General features: G+C 62.5%; 15 protein-coding genes. 7 read left to right on the forward strand and 8 right to left on the reverse strand.

Going from position 1 to position 21,773, the window contains the following annotated elements; genetic code table 11:
• Positions 1-140 precede the first annotated feature (140 nt).
• The 6 genes from HZC36_14740 to HZC36_14765 all read right to left on the reverse strand — a co-directional run bounded on the left by HZC36_14740 (position 141) and on the right by HZC36_14765 (position 8,045).
• The gene (locus HZC36_14740; GenBank protein ID MBI5708237.1) at positions 141-635 is read right to left on the reverse strand and encodes an HIT domain-containing protein; all 495 of its coding nucleotides are present in this window, start codon (positions 633-635) and stop codon (positions 141-143) included.
• A 103-nt stretch (positions 636-738) separates the two neighbouring features.
• Complete coding sequence (gene yicI / locus HZC36_14745; protein ID MBI5708238.1) at positions 739-2,916, reverse strand: alpha-xylosidase; 2,178 nt, start codon at positions 2,914-2,916, stop codon at positions 739-741.
• A 23-nt stretch (positions 2,917-2,939) separates the two neighbouring features.
• Positions 2,940-3,941: a hypothetical protein gene (locus HZC36_14750; GenBank protein ID MBI5708239.1), complete on the reverse strand. Its 1,002-nt coding sequence runs from the start codon at positions 3,939-3,941 to the stop codon at positions 2,940-2,942.
• Positions 3,942-4,147: 206 nt separating this feature from the next.
• A complete protein-coding gene (locus tag HZC36_14755) occupies positions 4,148-5,410 on the reverse strand; it encodes a cytochrome c family protein (protein MBI5708240.1) in 1,263 nt (420 codons plus the stop codon).
• Positions 5,407-7,098, reverse strand: coding sequence for a DUF1573 domain-containing protein (locus tag HZC36_14760; protein ID MBI5708241.1), 1,692 nt, complete (start codon positions 7,096-7,098; stop codon positions 5,407-5,409). The genes HZC36_14755 and HZC36_14760 overlap by 4 nt, the downstream gene beginning before the upstream one ends.
• 131 nt (positions 7,099-7,229) lie before the next feature.
• A complete protein-coding gene (locus tag HZC36_14765; protein MBI5708242.1) occupies positions 7,230-8,045 on the reverse strand; it encodes a class I SAM-dependent methyltransferase in 816 nt (271 codons plus the stop codon).
• Positions 8,046-8,435: 390 nt separating this feature from the next.
• Between HZC36_14765 and HZC36_14770 the strand changes: the two genes are divergently transcribed.
• Both HZC36_14770 and HZC36_14775 read left to right on the forward strand, forming a co-directional pair.
• Positions 8,436-11,123 (forward strand): glycoside hydrolase, encoded by a 2,688-nt coding sequence (locus HZC36_14770; GenBank protein ID MBI5708243.1) that lies wholly within the window; start codon positions 8,436-8,438, stop codon positions 11,121-11,123.
• A gap of 88 nt (positions 11,124-11,211) precedes the next feature.
• Positions 11,212-11,721 (forward strand): helix-turn-helix transcriptional regulator, encoded by a 510-nt coding sequence (locus HZC36_14775; protein ID MBI5708244.1) that lies wholly within the window; start codon positions 11,212-11,214, stop codon positions 11,719-11,721.
• A 38-nt stretch (positions 11,722-11,759) separates the two neighbouring features.
• On the opposite strand, the gene HZC36_14780 is transcribed toward HZC36_14775, so the two are convergent.
• Both HZC36_14780 and HZC36_14785 read right to left on the reverse strand, forming a co-directional pair.
• Complete coding sequence (locus tag HZC36_14780; protein MBI5708245.1) at positions 11,760-12,656, reverse strand: hypothetical protein; 897 nt, start codon at positions 12,654-12,656, stop codon at positions 11,760-11,762.
• Between the two features lie 98 nt (positions 12,657-12,754).
• Positions 12,755-13,570 (reverse strand): class I SAM-dependent methyltransferase, encoded by an 816-nt coding sequence (locus HZC36_14785; protein MBI5708246.1) that lies wholly within the window; start codon positions 13,568-13,570, stop codon positions 12,755-12,757.
• A gap of 110 nt (positions 13,571-13,680) precedes the next feature.
• Between HZC36_14785 and HZC36_14790 the strand changes: the two genes are divergently transcribed.
• The 5 genes from HZC36_14790 to HZC36_14810 all read left to right on the forward strand — a co-directional run bounded on the left by HZC36_14790 (position 13,681) and on the right by HZC36_14810 (position 21,074).
• The gene (locus tag HZC36_14790; protein ID MBI5708247.1) at positions 13,681-16,002 is read left to right on the forward strand and encodes a glycoside hydrolase family 127 protein; all 2,322 of its coding nucleotides are present in this window, start codon (positions 13,681-13,683) and stop codon (positions 16,000-16,002) included.
• 53 nt (positions 16,003-16,055) lie between these two features.
• On the forward strand, positions 16,056-17,813 hold the full coding sequence (locus HZC36_14795) for an AAA family ATPase (GenBank protein MBI5708248.1): 1,758 nt from the start codon (positions 16,056-16,058) through the stop codon (positions 17,811-17,813).
• Positions 17,814-17,835: 22 nt separating this feature from the next.
• Positions 17,836-19,626, forward strand: coding sequence for a carboxypeptidase (locus HZC36_14800; protein ID MBI5708249.1), 1,791 nt, complete (start codon positions 17,836-17,838; stop codon positions 19,624-19,626).
• A gap of 114 nt (positions 19,627-19,740) precedes the next feature.
• Positions 19,741-20,133 (forward strand): hypothetical protein, encoded by a 393-nt coding sequence (locus HZC36_14805; protein ID MBI5708250.1) that lies wholly within the window; start codon positions 19,741-19,743, stop codon positions 20,131-20,133.
• Positions 20,134-20,174: 41 nt separating this feature from the next.
• Positions 20,175-21,074 (forward strand): hydroxymethylglutaryl-CoA lyase, encoded by a 900-nt coding sequence (locus HZC36_14810; GenBank protein ID MBI5708251.1) that lies wholly within the window; start codon positions 20,175-20,177, stop codon positions 21,072-21,074.
• Positions 21,075-21,773 lie beyond the last annotated feature (699 nt).

Raw genomic sequence — 21,773 nt, forward strand, 5'->3', positions numbered from 1 at the left:
GGGGGGACACCGGAGCGTCTCCCACCCCAACCCCTCCCTCAGTTTCGCTGCGCAAAACCAAGGGAGGGGCTCACTCCTTCGCGACAGGTTGGGACTCGGAAGCATTTTCGACTGAGTCAAAAACAAAGAGGGGGCCCATTTTATGCCGTGTCCGCCCGCGCCGCCGCCAACAGCCTTTCATAGCTGTCTTCCAGACTCTGGGGCAGAACCCGCACCTCGCCCACGGTGGTCATGAAGTTCGTATCGCCTCGCCACCTGGGGACGATGTGCCAGTGCACGTGGTCCGGGATCCCTGCCCCGCCGGCGGAGCCCAAGTTGATGCCCACATTGAAGCCGTCGGGCCCGTAGGCTGCCTTGATCCACCGGATCGCCGCCGCCAAGAGCTGGTTGATCTCCAAAAGCTCCGCGTCCTCCAATTCCGAAAGGTCCGCGGTGTGCCGGTAGGGCGCGATCATCAGATGGCCGTTCGTGTAAGGGTAGGCGTTGAGCATCACGAACGCCGTTCGGCCCCGGTGCAGGATGAGGTTCTTCCTATCATCGTCCTGCGCTGGGAGGTCGACGAAGATGCAGCCTGTAGCGCTGTCCGCCTTCTCGACGAACGCGAATCTCCAAGGCGCCCAAAGGCGTTCGGCCATGGTTTGTTATAGCACGGGGAAGATGCAGAGCATCTTTGGCCGTTTGCCGAGCGGTGGCGGGTCCGAAGGCCTGGAACCATGCGTGGTCCCCTTCCGGGCAACCCTATCCCCTCAACTTCTCCTGCGCATAGGCCACTTCGCCGGCGCGGGCCTCCGCACGAATTCTGCAGGCAGGCTCTCCTCGGAGGCCGTGCACCAAACACTCGCTCGACTCCCCATCGGCGAGGCCATAGGCCCGCGGATCGATGTACACCGGAAAATCGTAATCTGGACGATCGTCGACCTTGCCCCATGCAATGACCGAGCCTGGGCGGACGAAAAGCGGCATCTCCTCGAATCCATATTGCTTCCGGTGCCAACCCGGGCCTTCGAGCACGCTCCCATCGAACACCGACGTCCAAGCGCCTGTCGGAAGGTAGAACTCGGCCCATCCTTCCGGATCGAACACCGGCGCCACGAGCAGCGACTCTCCGAGCATGTACTGTCGGTCGAGAAAAGAGCAGGTTGGGTCATCGGGGAACTCCAGCACCATCGCGCGCATCATCGGAAGCCCGGCATCGCGCGCCTGGACAGCTTGCGACCACAGATAGGGCATCAGGCGGCATTTGAGCTTGACGAACGTCCTGAGCACGTCGCACGCCTCCTCATCAAACAGCCAAGGTACACGGTAGGACGAAGATCCGTGCAGGCGGCTGTGCGAGCTCATCAATCCGAAGGCGATCCAGCGCTTGTAGATGTGCGCCGGCGGCATGCCTTCGAACCCCCCTATGTCGTGGCTCCAGAACCCAAACCCGCAGAGCCCCAAAGAGAGCCCACCTCGAAGGCTTTCCGCCATCGATTCGTAGCTGGAGTAGCAGTCCCCGCCCCAATGCACCGGGTACTTCTGGCTTCCCGCCGTGGCGGACCGGGCAAACACGGCCGCCTCGCCTATGCCCTTCTCCTGCTCCAAGAGCTCGAACACGCAGCGGTTGTAGTCCAGCGAATAGCGGTTGTGCGTGAGCTCCGGGTTCGAGCCGTCGGCAAATACGGCATCGGTGGGGATGCGCTCGCCAAAGTCCGTCTTGAAGGCGTCCACCCCCATCTGTACCAACGGCCTAAGCTTGCTTTGGAACCACGTTTGGGCCGCGGGGCTCGTGAAATCCACAATGCCCATCCCAGGCTGCCACATATCCCACTGCCACACGTCGCCGTTTGGCCGCTTGATCAGGTGGCCTTCCTTCTTCGCCTCATCGAAGAGTTCGGACTTCTGGGCGATGTAAGAGTTGATCCAGACGCAGATTCTCAGCCCCTGGTCTTTGAGCCGCTTCAGCATGCCGGGGGGATCGGGAAACACCTCGGGGTCCCAGGTGAAGTCGCACCACCGGAACGCGCGCATCCAAAAGCAATCGAAGTGGAAGACGTGCAGCGGGATGTCGCGCGAGCGGAATCCCTCGACCATCCCCGTCACCGAGGCCTCGTCGTAGTCGGTGGTGAACGAGGTGGTAAGCCAGAGCCCGAAGGTCCACGCGGGCGGCAGGGCAGGCCTGCCCGTCAGCGCAGTCATCTTGGCAAGCACTTCCTTAGGCGATGGTCCATAGATGAGGAAGTACTCCAGGACCTGGCCGCGCACGCTGAACTGCGCCCGCGAGACCTTCTCCGTCGCGATCTCGAACTCGACGTTGCCGGAGTGGTTCACGAGCACGCCGTAGCCTCGATTCGTCAGGTAGAACGGCACGTTCTTATAAGCCTGATCGCTGCCGGTGCCGCCGTCCCGGTTCCAGATGTCCACCGATTGGCCGTTCTTGACAAACGCCCCAAACCGCTCCCCTAGGCCATACACGCACTCTCCGACCGCTAGCTGGAGCTCCTCCTTCATCAGGGGACCCTCGCCCTGAACGTCCATCACCCCAAGGCCCCTCCAGGGGCTTTCAGAGAGCGCTTTGCCGCCGGCGAGAATTTCCACCTTCCAGTCCTTGTTTAGGGCGATCTTCGCCTCGACAGCGCCCGTGCAGAACGTCGCGACCCCGTCTTCGATCCAAGCGTCGCCAAAGCCGGACTTGGGGACTTCCAGCGGAAACCCGCCGGCGTCCACATCGCCACCGGAAAAGTGGACCGCGCGGACCCGGAGCACATCCGGCATTGGAGAACTCAAGGTGAAATCGANNTCGCCTCGGTGACGGATTCGCTGGGTCGCAACCAGCAGGCGCAGCTCGTTTGGGCCGGCCTCCGCGGAAACCGCTTCGGCTGCGTAGTGTGGGGTGACTCCTTCGCGGGTCAGCCAGTACCCGTCGGTGAACTTCATCCCCTCAATTCTGGCTGGATCGACTAGCGCACGGCTCGCAGGGTCGCCTCGGCAAGGGCTTCGTCGACCTGTTGCCGTTCACCTCCGGCGATCAGGTTCGCTTCGACGTCGAGTGCCTGGTGATAAACCCTTGCCTGGGAGAGCCCAGAATAGCGCGCGACGTCCACTTCCGAAAGCTTGGCGAGCCGGAGCATCCCATAGATCGCCAGCGAATCGGCCGGCGAGGATTGGGCCGTGGTCTTGACGAGAACCTGCGAGGCATCGGATATCGCATCGCGAAGATCCCACCCCGAATCGGAAACCAGGAACGGGTTAAGCACTCCGCAGGCCCTGACCGACCCCAGGTTGCCAAGCCAAGTCGACCCTTCGAGTTTCAGCCGCTTCAAAGCCCCCATCATCGAGCCCCCGCTCCCGCCCAGGCGGGAAGCCAGAAGGTCGGCCAGGCCAGGATCGAGACGAAGCCGCAGCGTCGCCGCCATTTTGCTCATCACCTGCTTCCTTTCTTCAAGGCTCGGCGGCGCGATGTGCGAGAGCAGCCACTCGCGCTTGTCGGGCAAGATCTTCTTCGCCCATGCGGCTTCGCTCTCGGATGTGAACACCAAGAACGTGGGCCGTCGGGCCTTCATCCGACGTTCGAGCGCGAGCTGAAACCGCAGTCGGCATCGCGTCCGCTGAAGCACCTCTTGGACGTCGTCGAGCAGGACGGGAAGGTGCGGGTTTGGCAAGCTGGGGCTAGAAAGCCAGTCGACCGCAGACTGCGCCGCGACCTTTCGTGAGGACGCCGATCGGCGCATCTGTTGGGCGGCGGCCTGAACCAGGTGGGTCTTGCCCCATCCGCTCGGGCCGATGAGGCAGGCAAAGTCCACCAGGCCATTGGCGAACAACTGGGACATCTGGAACGCTTCGACGTTGGAGTCGAACACGGCGAAGGTGGAAAAGCCGCTCCGGACGGTGGGAATCTCTTTGCCCGCCAACGCGTCTTTCTGGCTCGCGATTTGATCCTCCCTGATTCCTGCTACTGCCACCGTTCCCTCATGAGCGCGCCTTGTTGTGTTCCGCCCCGTGCTGCGCTTCCCTTGAGCATTGTTCATCCGCCCTGAAGATGGGGTCAAGAGCACGAATTGCCGCCTCACGGGCAAATAAGAACTACTTCCTTCGCTTTTTGGCCCTTCCCGCCCGATTACACGCTTTTTCACATTGTGGCGAATGAGGTTTCCCCCAACTTTTCCGCCTACTTGTGCTCTATAGTTTTCCAGAATCGGGGGAAAACAAAGCCGGGGCTGTGTTCGGGCCGGTGGCACGCGTTGCAGGATTCGGGGCCGGCCTTTGGCATCTTGGCGGTGCTGGGATCGGCGACATGGGCGGCGCCGGGCCCATGGCAGCTCTCGCACCCCACTCCCGCGAGCGCAGGGGTGTCCTTGCGGGATCGGAAGCCACGCTCGCTGTTTATCCCCACGACGTGGCAGCCCACGCACTCAGGATCGCGGGCGTGCCCGACCTTCTCCAGGGCGTCGAGCGCCTTGGCGTGCTGGCTGGCACGCCAGGTTCGGTGAGCCGAAGTGTGGCAGGGCGCGCAGGCAGCCGAGCCCGCGAAGGGCTCGGTGGGGCGGCGAGGCAGCCGGGAAAGCAGGTCCTCCTCGGAGACCTGCAGGAGGTAGTCCTTGTAGATTCTGGCGGCGTCGGCGTCTTCAGCGATCTGCCACCCGACGTCGACGGCCCTGTAGCTCGTGACAGATCCTTTCGAGATGGTCAGAACAAGCTCGTGCAACCCCTGACTTCCCGGCGAGACCAGCCATGTGGAACCCACCTTTTCAGGCGTTGCGGGGGGATCGCCCTTGCTCTGGTAGACGATGGCCAGAAACCCCGGAACTGAGGCGGCCAGGCCCTTGGCCTCGCCGAACGAGCCTTGAAGCAAGAGCACGGCCCGCGCGCGCGAAGCCTTGGCAGCCGCAAGCAACCTGCGGGCCGCCGCGATCGGCTCCAGGGATCGCTCGCCCAACGCTTGACCGAGCGCCGAGCTTCGCATGTCGATGGAACCCGTGATCAGGCCGTGCCTCGAGGTCCAGGCCTTGAGTTCGTTCGTTTCGGAGGGATCGAGCGAGGTGCACACGAACCGCTCGCCGCTGAGCTGCTGAAGTGAGGTGGCCGCGCCCCTGGGCAGCCGGGCCTCGTCGAGGCCAAAGCCGATCGCGGAGGCGCCGACCTGCTTGAAGATTTGCGCCGCCGCCTCGGCCTTCAGCATGTCTTGCCGTCCAAAACCGCCCACCAGGCTGCCGTTCTCGACGATCACGGCGCGCTTGCCTTTGGCCAGGGCCCGGATCAGCGCGGCTCTCCGCTGAATCCCCCCAGCCATCGGCTTGGTGCAGCCGCAAGGCGCCAGGTAGCCGACGCTGTTGCCGCCGATGAGCAGAAGCACTTCGTCCTTGCGCCCCTGCTGAGCCAGGGCCGCCGACCCCCAAACCAGCGCCGCCAACCCCAGGGGCCAGACCTTCATCGCACAACCGCTCGGAAGGGCACCACGATCTTCGGCTGCCTCTTGTCGTCCGTCGTGATCGTCAACGTGGCCCGAAGCATCCCGTAGTCCGACTTCCCGTCGTACTGGACCGTGACCCGGTACTCCCAATCCTCTCGGGTTGGCGCCGCAGACAAAGTAAGGAACGGGCTATCGGACTGCAGCCGCACGATCTTGAACCCGGAATTGGGCCGCGTAATCGAGAAGCTGAACCGCTTGGGCGACCGTTCGATTTCGCCGGCATTGAGGCTCTCGGGCATCGCCAAGATGCCGTTTTGCACCTGGATCGGACGGTTCAGATATTCGAACTTGTCGCCGTTCTTGCGAAGAGCCGTGGCCGAATTCGTCTTCACGATGAGCGTCGAGAAAGACCGCCCCATCGGAAGGCCAGCCCCATAGTCGATCACGATGCGATAGCCCTTTCGCGGCTTCTCTGGCTCGTTCATGTCCGGATCGGCAAGAACCCCCTCCCAGGGGGTGACCGTCAGGCTGGCCTCGACGCCCGAAATGTCGGCGTCTTCCAGTTCAAGGCCACTTCCTGGCGTCGGGATGAAATACACCGTGTGCAAGCCGCCGTTGGCGCCGAGCAGCGCCACATTGCCGTTCGGCGATAAGAAGCGGTAGAGCGCCTTGACGTTCATCCGGATCGGCACAAGAACGGTTGGCCGTTCAGGGTCGTTGGTGTGCAGAAGAACCTTCTTGTGCAGTTCTCCCACAAACTCGGTCGTGTCCACTTTGAGCTGGACCAGCGCTGTGCCGCCGGTCGCGACGATTCCCGGCTGGCCGGCCACGACGCACCCGCAATCGGGCTCGACGCGCAGGCGCAGGGGCGCGGTGCCGACGTTGGTAACCTGCAAGGATAGCCCCACAATGTCGCCCTGCAAGGCTTCGCCGCCGCGAACCTCCATTGGGTCGACCCGGATCTCGGCCCTGGCCACAGCGATTGGGGTCTTGGTCTGGACGGCGCGCCGCAGCATCTCGACCGTCGCAAGAACCTGCTTGGTGAGCGCCGCCTCGCGGTTGTTGACCGTATTCGGCCGAAGCGACGAGCTCTCGATCCTGGTCGTAAACGTGCCCGCGCCGAGCGAGCGCGAAAGCCCGTAGTAGCTGGCCAACGTGAAGCCCACCTCGTTGAACACGTCGGTGGCCTCGCACACCAGTGCTTTGGGACCACGCTTCAGCGCCAGAACGGTCTCGATCCTCGGGTCCTTGGGGCTCTCGGAGAAGAAGCGGACCGCGCCTGCCGGGGTCGGCGTGTCGTCGTTGGGCGGCAATGTGGGTTCAAACGAGAAGCGCAGATCGGCCGGCTTTCCAATCGACCATTTCAGGTCCGGCACAGCCCGCTTCCAGGCTTTCAGGGCCCGATCTCGAGCCTCTGTGAACTCCGCGCGGCGCGCCTTTGGCGCCTTGGAGTCGTCCCAATCGATCTTGATTGCGGTCTTGGGAAGCTGCCCGAGCGCCGCACGGGCGCCCGCGAAATCCGACTTGGAGAGCAGCTCTTCGACTCGCACAGCGGCGCGCAAGAAGTACTCGTTTGCGCCTGCGGGAAGATCGGGAGCGACGATCGGCGGCGCTTGCGACTTGGCCTGCGCGGGCGGCTGCGCGACCGTTTTGGCGGCTCCTTGCGCGGCAAAGGGATGGAGGGTCAAGACGGCAATCAGACTCAGCATCGCTGTAGGAACCTACCCCGAAGTGCCTCGACCGTGGGGCGGCCGGCTGAAAGCTGCCCCCGATCGACTAGCACTGTAAGACATACGTCCGACCCAAGGGTAGCGTGACGCCAAACTTCGGCAAGGCGAACTCAGCAGGGCTTGGAGGCCCAAAGGCGCGCCGTGTGAGCGCCTGCGTGCCAGCCTTCCTCGTAGCGGCGAACCTCTAGGCCCGCAGCAAGCTCTGGCAGTTCGCCTTCGGCCAGAACGAACCGCTCGCGTCGGGGTTTCCCATGGTATTGGCGGTGGATTTCCGTGAACGTCTCCACCACGAGGCTTCCCCCGGGCGCGAGCCAATTGGCGGCCGAGGCAATCAGGGGACGATGCAGATAGCGGAAGCAGGTGATCAGGCCCAGTTCTGTCGTCGCCGGCTCAAAACCCGTCTCCAAATCTGCTTCCACCCAGTTCACGCGGGGAGCGCTCGAGATGCCGTACAGCGCCTCCATCTGTCGGGCCGCGGCAAGCGCCTTGGGGAGCACGTCTATGGCCTCGACCCGCCAGCCCCAACTGGCCAGAAACACCGCCTCCCGCCCACTGCCACAACCACAATCCAGCGCCCTTCCGTCCGCCGCGATCAAAGGAGCGATCTCCTCCAAAAATGGGTTTGGCCGCCAAAGCCGCCGCGGCTCGTACCCTTTTGCGGGCGCCATCCTCTCTGGTGCCGCCGTTCCCAACCTGCCCAAGTCGGAAAGCGCCTTTAGCGCCCGTTCGAGGAGCTCCCCTTCGGCCACTACCGCCATCGGAGCGTCCCGTGGACCAAGCTCGGAGGTGCGCTCTCCAAGCTCCTCGAGGGGGATGTTGCACACGCCCGCGTAAGGCTTGCCGAGCGCCTGAGCCGAGGGACGCGGGTCCCAAAGGTCGGTCCACGACGGCAAGGGAAAGGGCGGTTGCGAAGCGGATGGGGTCATGCGGACACCCAATCATGGCTCAAAGGGGTGGCAAGGCGGCCGATAGAATCGGCGCAAGAACCCCCTCCCGGACCATGCTCGGCGCCACCGTCAGCACGGGTCCGACATGGCTGAGTCGAGGGTTTCCCCGGGCCGGCGCGGATGGCAGCAAGAGATGATCATGTGGGGCTGCCTCGCGGTTCCCGGGGTCCAGCTTGGGCGCTAGTTCCTTCGAGCGCTGAGCAGCGCCGTATAAGGACTCCGGTTAGGCCCGAAGGGCTGACCTGTTGAAGCATAGGGCGAAGCCCTGGCCAAAGGAGCAGATTGAGAACGAGCCCTGGCGGGGCGGCCTACGCACCCTAACAAACGCCCCAAAACAGGAATCCAGCCACACGCGGAGAACTTCTCCGCATGAAGCGATCCTGTCTCGGCGCGGCGCTCGGCGCGCTTGCCCTTTCCGCTACGGTCCAAGCCCAAACGGTCCCGGCTTCAGCCTATGCGGGCCTCCAGTGGCGGTGTATTGGCCCCCATCGTGGCGGCCGGACGGTCGGCGCGGACGGCGACCCGAACAAGCCGAACGTGCTTTACATCGGCGTCAACAATGGCGGCGTCTGGAAAACCACGGACTACGGACGCACCTGGAACCCCATCTTCGACTCTGCGCCGACGGGATCTGTGGGTTGCCTGGCAGTGGCTCCGAGCGACCCAAAGACGATTTATGTGGGCAGCGGAGAGGGCTTACAGCGGCCCGACTTGAGTGTGGGGGACGGTATCTACAAGACGACGGACGGCGGCAAGACCTGGAAAAACATGGGTCTTTCGGATGGACAGCAGATTTGCCAAATCACCGTGCACCCAAAGGACGCGAACAAGCTGTTCGTTGCCGTGCTAGGGCACCCTTACGGTCCCAATGAGACGCGCGGCGTCTTCCGGAGCCTGGACGGCGGAAAGACCTGGAAGAAGGTCCTTTACAAGGATCAGGACACGGGCGCGACGGCCGTGCTCATGGACCCCAAAGACCCCAACACACTCTACGCCAGTCTCTGGCAGGCAAGGCAGGGACCTTGGGAGAACGGACAGTGGCAGGGCCCGGGCAGCGGGCTCTATAAATCCACGGACTTCGGGAACGCCTGGAAGCCGATCATGAACGGCCTTCCGACCTTCGCTCAGGGCCTTGGCCGCATCGGCCTGGCGGTATCGCCGAGCAACCCGAAGGTCCTGTACGCGACCGTTGACTCCCGCCAAAAAGGTGGGATCTATCGCTCAGAGGACGCCGGTGCCCGTTGGGTATTTCGAACAGGTGAAGCCCGAGTTTGGGGACGAGGTTCGGACTTTGCCGAGATCGACGTAGACCCTCGTGACCCGAATATCGTTTATACAAGCGCCATTGCTATGTATAAATCCACAGACGGCGCCAAGACTTTTCGCGCCATCAAAGGCGCCCCCGGTGGCGACGACTACCACACGCTTTGGATCAACCCCAAGAACCCCGATGTCATGCTGACGTCGGCGGACCAGGGCGCAGTCGTGACCGTCAACGGAGGTGAGACCTGGAGCAGTTGGTACAACCAGCCGACGGCCCAGTTTTATCACGTAAGCACCGACAACGACGTCCCCTACAACGTGTATGGCGGGCAGCAGGAATCGGGCTCTGTGGGCATCGCCAGCCGTGGCCGCGACGGACAAATCACGTTTCGCGAATGGCATCCGGTCGGCGCAGGCGAATACGCCTATGTCGCCGCCGATCCGCTCGATTCGAACATCGTCTATGGCGGGGGCTACGGGGCGAGCGTGTCCAAATATGACAAAAGGACGGGCCTGGTCGAGAGCCTGCGTCCCCCGGGAAGTCACCGGGCCCTGCGCACGTCGCCTTGCCTCTTCTCGACGGTTGACCCCAGAGTGCTCTTTTTTGGGACGGAGTGCGTGTTCAGTACATCAGATGGCGGCAAGACCTGGAAACAGCTCAGCCCCGACCTTTCACGCGACAAGCCCGACTGGGTGCCCGAGAGCATCGGTGTCTATAGGACCCCTGAGATGTCGACCATGGCTCGCAGAGGGGTGGTCTACGCGATCGCGCCTTCAAAGCAGACCATCGACACGGTCTGGGCGGGCACAGACGATGGGCTGATCCATGTGACCAATGACGGCGGAAAGACGTGGGCCAACGTCACGCCGCCGGCCCTGAAAGGTTGGATGAAAGTGAGCCAACTCGATGCCGGGTCCTTCGACAACGGGACCTGCTATGCGGCGATCGACGCGATGCGCATCGACGACTGGCGTCCTCACATCTTCATCACGCACGATGGCGGCAAGTCTTGGGCTGAAAAGGTGAACGGCATCCCTGCGAACGAAGTGGTGCGAGCGGTTCGAGAGGACCCGGTACGTAAGGGCCTGCTCTATGCAAGCACCGAGCGGACGGTTTACTTCTCGCTGGATGACGGCGAACACTGGAACAGCCTTAGGCAGAACCTGCCAGGCACCTCGGTCCGGGATATCGTTGTGAAGGGCAACGACTTGGTGATAGGCACCCACGGAAGATCGTTCTGGATTTTGGATGATATAAGTCCTCTTCGTCATATTGGACTTATTGACGTCAGAAGTTCTCCGCTGCTCTACCCACCAAGCCCCAGCTATCGGATTCCGTGGAACCTGAACACCGACACTCCGCTACCGCCCGAGGAACCGGGTGGCAAGAACCCGCCGGACGGCGCGATCCTGTACTACGGACTGGCGAAGGATGCTGACAAGGTCGAGCTGGACATCCTGGACTCTTCGGGCACTGTCGTCCGCCACTACTCGAGCGACGACAAGCCGCCGGTGATCAACGAATCGCAGCTTCAGATCGCCAGCTACTGGATTCGGCCCTTTCAGCCCCTCTCGAAGGCTGCCGGCATGCACCGGTTCGTTTGGGATCAGCACGCTGGGGGCGGCGGCGAAGGCGGGAGGGGCGGCTACCCGATGACCGCGATCCTCAACGACACTCCGGCGTACCCGGGGCCGTGGGTTCCGGCCGGGACCTACACGGTGCGCCTGACGGTCGATGGCAAGTCGCAAGAAAAGACACTCGAGCTTAGGCCCGATCCAAGGGTCAAAGGATAGCTAGGGAGAGACGACGACACAATAGTTGCAATAATGTGAATATTTATATGATTGCGACTATTGTGCTTCCGGCAGCGTCTCATCCTTGATGCTGCCACCTGAAAGAACTCATGTCGTAACCAGCGTTCTCGAGTTGAAGGCGCTCTCTCATGAGCTTCGTCAGCGGCTGCTTGAGCAATTCTGTGGCGAACCCCTGACGGCCAAGCAGGCGGCAAAAGCGCTCGGGGAGCCCCCAACCAAGCTCTATCACCATGTGGCTTGCCTGGAAGCTGCTGGACTCATCCGCCTCGTTGAAACGCGGCCCAATCGAGGAACGACAGAGCATTACTTTCAGGCAAACGCCCAGGCATTTCGGATTGGCGACCGGTTACTAGGAAATCCACTGCACATGGGGTCGGAGACGAAGGGCGAGCCCCCCGAAGCCATGAATGCCGAAGATGCAACGCGAAGGGCCGTGCTGTTCGAAGTGAAGATGCATCTGGACGACCAGGAACTGCAACTGTTTCAGGAGAAGCTCTCGGAGTTCATAGCCTTCTTCGCAGGGCCACCTTCGCCGGGTGCCAGGGCGGCCACAGTCGTTTTGTACGGAGCTTCCTGAATGCCGTCTTGATTCATTGGGCGTCTTCGGCAGGTTCGTCAAGGGTTCTTCGCCAAATCCAGCATCTTCCAAATGTCTGCCAGGTGTCGGGCATGCGTCATGTGGGCAGGGCCATCGGTGCCGCCGTATCCCCAAAGGTGAAAACACCCGCTATCGAAACGCTCGATTAGGGGAAACTGGCCGTCGAGGGTCGCCGAGCATTCGCCCCTCTCTACCGGCTTCACCATCCCACCGGCGGCTTCGGCCAACGCCCTGCCGCACTCAAAGGTGCTGGCATAGGGCGTCACGATCTGCGAATAGGTCGCGACGAACGTCTTCTCGCGACGCATGGCGGCTTGCGCAAGGGGGAGCCAGCAGAGAATGTGCTCTGGATCGGGCTTTCTCGCGGCTGAGGCTGGATCGATGCCGCCATACATCGAATCGGCGAGCACAACGCGCCGCATGAGCTTGAAGGCCCCCGGGTCCTTCACAAGCTCCCGAACTGCGCCATACCCGGCGGAGAAGCTCGTAATGTCCAGGTGCGCGATCTTGGACACCTTATCGAAGCCTCTTCTCTGGAGCTCGGCAAGAACCCGGTCCATCCATCGCTTCAGACGACCCTTATCCTCAAAACTGCGCTGATAGATGGCCGACCCCTCACCGGGATAAAAGGCGATTAGGGGGCCGTTAAGGCCGCGATCGACGTGTTCCTGGATAGCATGCCACTGGGCCGAGTGAAAGTGGATCGTGAGCGTAACCTCTTCGCTTTTTGCTATCGCCGTCGGCAGGAACAGCGTGTATTTGCGGTCGCCGTCCTCGATCTCCAGGGTCTCGCCAGGCAGGTCGCCTCGCGGTGCGATTGTGCGGGCCGGCATCGGCGGAGGAAGGGGCAGTCGGAGCGGACGCGCCTCGCCCTGAGGCAGGGCGGAGCAGACCAGCATAGGCAGGGCCAACATCTTGGACGTCAGTTTAGCCGCCGGAAACTGCCAGTGCTTTTGGTGAGGGCGCCCAGGCGAGACGCCTGGGCTACATCTGGCCTGCTCGTGCCCCGGTGCTACTTCTTGACCGCGATGATCTCCATCACGCTCGGCGTGAACACCATCGCGTGGGGATCGCTCTGCAGCCCCTCAAAGAACAATGAAATCGCTTGGCCGCGGGCGGGGGTCAAGTAGCCAAGGTCCACGAGACGCTGCAGCCCCACCTGCTCCCAGACCCACGGCCACTGCCAGAAGTAGTCACGCTTGGTGATCATCTCGTGGTGGACACGGATGCTCTTGACCTCAAACCCGACCTCGCGGAGCCACTTGGGAACCTTGAGTCCGATGTCCGGCTCGCCCCCGCCCGCACGCCAACTCTTGACGACGGCTTCCTTGAACTCCCGGAACTCGGGCGCCGTCGGCTCGACGTTGTAGGCATCGTAATCGTAGTATTCAAACGCCACGAAGGTTCCACCTGACCGCAAACTACCCGCGACCTTCTCCAAGACCTCCCGGGGCTTGGAAACAAACGACAGCACCCACCGGCAGAACGCGCCGTCAGCGCCAATCTGGGGCAGGGGGTCGAGATCCAGGTTGGCTTCCAACGTCTCTAGGTGCGAGAGCCCCCGCTGGTCCCGACGCACCTCCAGAGCTGAAAGGAAACGCGCTGACTGGTCCACGGCAAGGACCTTTCCGCTTGATTCCACGATCTCAGCCAGATCGATGGCGGCATATCCTGGCCCACAACCTATATCGATCAGCATCTGCCCGACTCGGAAGCCGGCTCGATGCCAGGCGTCGGTAACTTTCGGCCGCCACACCCGGTGCTGCATCCCCAGGCGCTCGATCTCGTCGTCATGGGTCCCAAGCACGTACTCGCGTTCGGTGGACATAGGCTTGGGTTGTACCCGGCGAGTTGGGGACGATGACGGGATGATGCAATGAAGAGATGAGGAGCAGAGACCACGGGCGAGTCGATAGGTGACCTTGCCCATAATCGGACATGGTCTGTGCTGCGATCAACCTCTTCGTGCTATGCGTCGTTTCGGCGCAGCCGCAAGCCATTCCTGACAAGGTCAAGCCGGCAGCCTATCCCTTTGCGCCGTCGCGGGTGAAGCTGCTCGACAGCCCGTTCAAGGTCGCGCAAGAGGCAGATAAGAAGTACCTGCTGAGCCTCGAACCGGAGCGATTCCTCTCTTGGTTTCGCAAGAACGCGGGCCTGGAACCCAAAGCCCAAAACTACGGCGGCTGGGAGAACCAGCAGCTCGCAGGGCATTCCCTCGGCCACTATCTCACCGCATGCGCCACCATGTTCCAAAGCACAGGCGACACGCGCCTAAAGGACAAGGTGGACACCATCGTCGCTGGCCTCAAGGAGTGTCAGGACAAGCGCGGAGATGGCTACATTGCGGCCCTTCCGGGCGCTGAGACCCTGTGGGCGACCATCAAAGCGAACGGGCAATTGCGCGGCAGGGGGAGCCACATCAACGGCTATTGGGCGCCCTGGTACACGCTCCACAAGCAGTACGCCGGCCTCCTCGACGCCTATACCTTGTGCGGCAACAAGATGGCCCTCGAAGTCTGCAAGAAGTTCGCCGATTGGGCCATCGACGAAACGTCGAACCTTACCCCTGAAAACTGGCAGAACATGCTGGACGGCGAGTTTGGCGGCATGGCCGAATCGCTCGCGGACCTATACGGGCTAACCGGTGAAAGGAAGTACCTGGACCTGGCGAACAAGTTCCATCACAGCGCCGTCATGGATCCGCTCGAAAAGGGCGAGCGCAAGCTGGCCGGGCTCCATGGCAACACGCAGATCCCCAAAGCGATCGGAGCGGCCCGCGAATATGAGCTGACCGGCGAAGTCCGCTTCCGCAAGATCGCCAAGAACTTCTGGGACCAAGTGATCGAGGACCACACCTACGTGATTGGCGGCAACACCTCAGGCGAGATCTTTGGACCGCCGAAGCAGCTTTCCAACCGCCTCACCGACAACGCGTGCGAAACCTGCAACACCTACAACATGCTCAAGCTCACGCGGCACCTCTTCACCTGGTCCCCGAGCGGGAAGCTGGGCGACTACACCGAGCGGGCGCTCCTCAACCACATCCTGGCCTCGCAGAACCCCGAGACCGGCATGATGTGCTACTACGTCTCCATGCAGCCGGGCGGGAGGAAGGCGTTCAGCTCGCCGACCAACGACTTCTGGTGCTGCGTGGGCACCGGGATGGAGAATCATGCCCGCTACAGCGACTCGCTGTACTTCCACAACGGAAACAAGCTGTGGGTGAACCTGTTCATCCCGTCAATGCTCGACTGGAAGGAGCAGGGCGTTCAGGTCAAGCAGCAGAGCGCCGTGGACGGCAGCCGCACCACCCTCACCTTCACCTGCCAGAAGCCGGTGCGCGCCGACGTTCTCGTTCGCATCCCTGCTTGGAGCGCCATAAAGCCCGAAGTCAGAGTCCAGGGCGAGCTGACGAACTACCGGACCCGCGAGGGCTTTGCCGTCCTCGACGGAGGGATGATCAAGACCGGGCTCAAGATCGAAGTTCGGTTCTTCCCCACGCTCAGGATCGAACCGACTCCGGATGACCCCAAGAAGGCCGCCATCTGCTTCGGGCCGCTCGTGTTGGCGGGGGTCTGGGATAGCGGCACTTCGCAGCCGGGCTCTCAAAGCCCGGTGCCGGCGATGGTCACTTCCGGCAAGCCCCTCAGTCAGTGGATCGTTGGAGACCCATCCGATCCAGGGACCTTCAGGACGACCGGCGTGGGGCAGCCCGTTGACGTCAAACTGATGCCTTTCTACCGGGTGGTGAACCAGAGGTACTCGGTCTATTGGGACCTGCTCTCGGAGGCTGATTACGCCAAGCGCGAGGCCGACCGGAAGGCCGAAGCCGAGCGACTTGCCGAGCTGGACTCGCGCTCGATCGACCAAGTGCGCACCGGGTTCCAGAACTCGGAGCGCACGCACAACCTGCAATCCGACCGGAGTTCTACCGGCGACTTCAACGGTCGGCGGTATCGCCATGCGGATGGCTGGTTCAGCTACGAACTCAAAGTGGACCCCGATGGCCCCAATGAGCTGATGCTCACTTTTTGGGGCAGCGACGGCGGGCGCGCGTTCGACGTGCTCATCGACGACAAAGTGCTTGATACCGTGCGCCTGCGCGGCGAGAAGGTCAATGCGTTCTTCGACAAGGTGTGGCGACTGGATCCGAGCACGACGAAGGGCAAGTCCAAGGTCACGGTCAAGCTCTTGGCGCATCAGGGCAGCATTGCCGGCGGGCTGTTTGGAGTGAGAATGGTACGGTCGAAAGTGGACTGAAAGAAGTTCAGCACGAATAGGTTTGCCGTGAGAATTCCGGCCCTGCCGAACGTATGGATAGGAAGATGCCGAACGACCAAGAGTCTTCAGCCCTTGCCCTGTTGGCGCACGTCGAAGCCCTCGCCCCGGAGGACCCTCGCCTGCGCAACCACTTTGCTGCGCTTCGTGCCCGCATCGCAAGCGATGAGGTCGAGCTCGATGAAAAGCGGCAGCTCGTCGCCGAATACGAGCAGGCCTACGAGAAGCTGACCTCGCCCGCCAATCGTTTGGGTGTGTTTCTGGAATGGCTTGAGGAAGGCCGCGCGATGGTCGCCCTGGGGGACACGGAATATGTGGCGCAGGTCGACCCCAAGCTGCCGGTGTCCGAGCTTGCGGCCGGCGTTCGAGTGCGGCTCAACGAAGCCTATGCTGTAGTCGGCATCCAGCCGCCTGCGATCGGCGGTCCGATCACTAAGGTTGCTTCTGCCTTGGACGATGGCCGGCTCAGGCTCGGCAACGACACGCCCGGATCGGAAGGTCGGCTGGTCATCCGGGCCGAAGCGCTGAAGGAGAGCCCGATCCAGGCCGGTGACGAGGTCCGCGTCGAGCCGAGTGGACGCGTCGCCATCGAGCACTTCCCCAAGCAGGAGGTCCGGGACTTCTTCTTCGAAGACGTGCCCGAACTCCCGTGGGAGAAGATCGGCGGGCAGAAGGAGGCCATCCAGCTCATCCGGGACACCATCGAGCACCCTCTGCTCTATCCAGAGATTTACAGCCGCTTCGAAAAGAAGCCGATCAAGGGAATCCTGCTCTTCGGGCCCCCGGGATGCGGCAAGACCCTGATCGGAAAAGCCGCCGCCTATAACCTGACCCGCGAATACGCCAAGCGCGTCGGGCACGAGGTCAAGGAGTACTTCATGTACATCAGCGGCCCCAAAATCCTGAACATGTGGCTCGGCGAGACCGAGCGTATGGTCCGAGAGATCTTCTCGGTCGCGCGAGAAAAGGCGAAAGAGGGGCGGCTGGTGTTCGTGTTCATGGACGAGGCCGAATCGGTGCTCCGCACGCGCTCCAGCGGAAAGTGGCTGAACATCAGCAACACCGTGGTGCCGCAATTCTGCGCGGAGCTTGACGGCTTGGTGTCACTCGAAAACGTGGTGCTGATCCTCACCTCAAACCGGCCCGACTACATCGATCCGGCGGTCCTCAGGCCCGAGCGGATCGATCGCAAGGTCAAGGTGGGCCGTCCTGACAAGGCCGCGACGATGCAGATTTTGGACATCTATCTGCACGCCGGAATCCCCCTCGATCCGGGTGAGCTGGCCAAGTTCGACGGAGACATCGACTGCGCCCGCGCGCACCTGATCGAAGAGGCGACGACTCACATCTGGCGTTCCGCAAAGGAAACCGAGTTCCTACGCGTGTTCATGAAGAACGGCAGCACCGAGACGCTGTATCGCCGCGACCTGGTCAGCGGCGCCCTCCTCAAGTCCATCGTGGACCGGGCGAAAGACCTGGCGATTCGAAGAGCAATAGCCGACGTAGGGATGGAGGGGCCAAGGGACAGAGGGACAAAGGGACGTAGGAACAAAGAAACCGTAGCCGCAGGTTCGGTGCCTGCGCCAAAGGGCAATAGCGCCTCCCACGGGGTTTCGCTCGAAGACCTGAAGGCCGCCATTGACGCCGAGTACAAGGAGAACGAGATATTCCCGAAATCCGATACTCAGGAAGACTGGCTGAAGCTCCTCGATTACGAGCCCGAAAACGTGGCCTCGGTGAAGCCGATCAGCCGGGATCGGGGAAGTGAATACGTTCGGAAAAACGTGATGTAGGTCCTCGCGGTAACCTGCCTTCATGCCGCAGATCGCTTTCGACCGCTATTACCGATACGAAGAGCTCACGGGGCTCCTCAAGGCTTACGAGGCGGAGTATCCCAATCTCGTCTCGGTGGCTTCGATGGGCAAGTCCTTCGAGGGCCGGGACATCTGGGTCGTTGCGGTCACCAACAAGGCCACCGGGCCCGCCGAAGAAAAGCCCGCCTTCTGGTGCGACGGCAACATCCACGCGAGCGAGGTCAGCGCCAGCACGACGGTCTTGCACTTGTTGAACAAGCTGTGTTTGGGCTATTCCGGAAAGCCGCCAGACAGGTCCGAGAAATCCGACTTGTCCGACAAGATCAAGCGGCTCCTCGACACCCGGGCCATGTATCTGGTACCTCGCCTCAACCCAGACGGCGCCGAGTGGGCGCTGGAATCCCCGCCCCGCATCATCCGTTCCTCCACCCGCCCCTACCCCTACGACGAGGACGACCCCTACGGCATCGAGCCAAAGGACGCCGATGGCGACGGGCGCATCCTCTGCATGCGCATCAAGGACCAGAACGGGCCTTGGAAGGTCTGCGTGCAAGAGCCCCGCATCTTGGAGCGACGCGACCCGACCGACGTCGGTGGCACGTATTTCCGAGTCCTGCCCGAGGGCCTGATCCACAACTGGGACGGCATGACCATCAAGGACCGAAAGCGCAAGCAGGGCCTCGACATGAACCGCAACTTCCCGAGTGCCTGGAGGCTGGAATTCGAGCAGCATGGCGCGGGGCCCTTCCCCACCAGCGAACCGGAGATCCACGCGCAGGTCAAATTCATCGCCGAGCACCCGAACATCTGCGGCGCGGTGTGCTTCCACACCTTCAGCGGCGTGCACCTGAGGCCGCCCAGCCGCATGCCCGATGACGACATCCCGCCCGAGGACCTTTGGGTCTTCCAGAAGCTTGGCGACAAAGGCAAGGAGATGACGGGGTACCCGGCCATCAGCAACTTCCACGAGTTTAAGTACCACCCGAAGGAGGTCATCACGGGCGTGTTCGACGACTGGATGTACGAGCACCGCGGCGTGTACTCGTGGACGACCGAGATCTGGTCGCCGCAGCGCCAGGCGGGCATTACCGACTACAAGTACATCGATTGGTTCCGCGAGCATCCGGTCGAGCACGACATTCAAATGTTGAAATGGTCGGACGAGAAGTTGGAGGGTAAGGGCTACGTCGACTGGTATCCGTTCAGGCACCCCCAACTTGGCGAAGTGGAACTGGGCGGCTGGGACTCTCACTACGCCTTCCGCAACCCGCCGCCGCGATACCTGGAGGCCGAGGTTGCGCCGCTCGGCGATTGGTGCATCTGGCAGGCGCTTTGCTCCCCAAAGCTGGAGCTGAGAGAAGTTAAGGTTGAAAGGCTCCCCTCCCTTGGTTTTGCCGAAGGCGAAACTGAGGGAGGGGCCGGGGGAGGGAGACCAGTGGCCCGTATCCGCATCGCCGTTCAGAACACCGGCTGGCTGCCGACCAACGTGACCAAGATCGGCACGGACCGCAAGCTCTGTAGGGGAGTCACTTGTGAGATTGCCAAGGAAGGAGAAGACCGCAATCCCGAGGGGAAGAGCGCGCCCGAATGGCTGATCAGCGGCGAACTGCGCCAAATCGGGCCGCAGCTTGTCGGCTGGAGCCACACGGCGCCGGGCGGATTCGGCTGGCACAGCGACCCGACCGACGACGTGGCCGTTTTCGAATGGGTCGTCCAGGGCCCGGGAACCTATGCGTTCGTCGCAAGGCACGATCGAGCGGGAGTCGTAAGGACTTCGGTCACGGTCGAGTAGCCCCATGAGAAAGGGCGAGAGTCCCAAGAACCTCGCACGATTGCTATCATCGTTATTGCAGTTCGTGCCGCTATTAAGATCGTGGCGCTGGAGAAGTCGTCGTTGAGCGCAGGTTTGAGCGAAAGAAAGGACCCGGCCGAGTTCGTCTTGGCGCGGAAGCAATGGATGACGTCCAGACCTCCCATCGGTGACCGAGACCTCGGCCTCTGGCAACTCGACTGCAAAGAGGTCTTCGAACAGCTGCCCTATGCGGAACACACTCGAGTCCAACGAGGGGAAAGCAGCTCCATCATGCTGGACGTGCAGGCCACGCTGAACCTCCCGGTGGAGGACTGGCAGTACGTTCGAGCCGATTGCGAGAAGATCTGGAGCGAGGACCTGGCGGTGGGCCTTCGAGCCCTCCACTCCTGCCAGCTCCAGCAGACGACCCTCATCTTCAGCTTCGTCTGCCTGAACGGCCTGGGCGAATACCTCACCGGCCAATTCAGGGCCAAGCTGATCCGGTAGGCCAAGTCCGGCAAACCCGGAGAGCCGGGTAACGTGCTCGCATGGTCCGCATCATCGAGGTCGGCCCCCGCGATGGGCTCCAGAACGAAGCCACCCCAATCCCAACAGAGTCCAAGCTGGCCTTTGTCGCCGCGCTGGCAGCCTGCGGGCTCGAGGAGATCGAGGCCACGAGCTTTGTCTCCCCAAAGTGGGTGCCCCAACTCGGCGATGCGGAATCCCTCTGGCCCCTGTTGCCGCCCGGACCCGAGTATTCAGCGCTTGTGCCAAACCTCAAGGGCCTTGAGCGCGCCCTCGCGCTCGGGGTAAAGCGAATCGCGCTCTTCACCGCGGCAAGCGACGCGTTCACCCAGAAGAACATTCGCATGACGGTCGCCGAATCGCTGGCGCTGTTTCGCGAGGTGGTGGCTGCCTTTCGCGGGTCGGTCCCCGATGGCTGGATTCGTGGGTACGTCAGCACGGCGTTCGAATGCCCCTATGCCGGGAGGATCGCACCGGCGGCAACAGCCAAAGTCGCCCGTTCCTTGGCTGAGCTCGGTGTGGACGAGGTCGCGCTGGGAGACACGATCGGCGTGGCGGTACCGGCCGAGGTGCGCGAGCTCGATCATGCGGTTTTCGACGTTGTCCCCAGACCCATGATCGCCTACCATTTCCATGACACGCGTGGCACCGCCATCGCCAACGTGGCGGCGGCGCTGGAGGACGGAGTTCAGGCCTTCGACGCCAGCGCGGGCGGGCTCGGGGGGTGCCCGTATGCTCCCGGTGCCGGAGGCAATTTGGCGACAGAAGACCTCGTCTACTTCCTGGAGCGAAGCGGGTTCGCTACCGGGGTGTCGCTGCCGGATCTGGCGCAGGCGACCCTTCCGGTGCTGCGGCTCCTTGGGCGGAGTCCGGCGGCAAAATCTCAACTTGCGGCCTTGGCCGCGTCGCCCCAAAAGCGATGAGCCCGATCCCGATCACGGCGACCAGGGCCGTCGAAGCCCATTCTTCCTTGTTGAGCTTGAACTCGCGGAAGTTGACCGCCAGTACGCACAGCCCGATCGGAACCAGCGCGGGCAGCGGTCCCGCGAGCATCACGATCAGCATGTAGACCAGCAGCGTGGGCGCCAGCCAAAGGAGCGTTTGCCTGGCCCTCATCCCAAAGCGGAAGATGGCGACGAAGAACATCGCCATGAACAGAAAGTCCGCCGGGCCGACGTGCGCCGTCGCGGCCACCGGCCCAAACGTCGGGTCCTGCTGAACCTTGGGGACGTGCCAGCCGATCGTGTCCAGCACTTTCGGCGCGACTTGAAGGATGATCTTGGTTGGGCCGATGGGGGTCAGCACCAGAAAGATGTCGATCGCCGCCAAGAACAAGGAAACCGGGAGCAGCAAGTTCTTCTCTTTGAGCAGCGTCGTCAGGAGAGCGCCGAGGCCCACGCACCAAACCATCAGCCCGGTCTGCCCCAATGCCGCAAGAATAGCTGCCAACACACCCCTTCCACCCAGCGCCGAGGCATAGGTGAGGCCTACGTGCATCGCCACGCCGATCCCGATGAAGCCCCACGCGAGCCTGGGTGTCCAACAGTGGCTGGCGGCCCGGAAGATCGCATAGACGGGAACGGCGATAAACACAACCCCGATCAAAACCGCGAGGGGACGAA

The sequence above is a fragment of the Armatimonadota bacterium genome (assembly GCA_016223145.1).
Lineage (GTDB): Bacteria > Armatimonadota > Fimbriimonadia > Fimbriimonadales > Fimbriimonadaceae > Nitrosymbiomonas.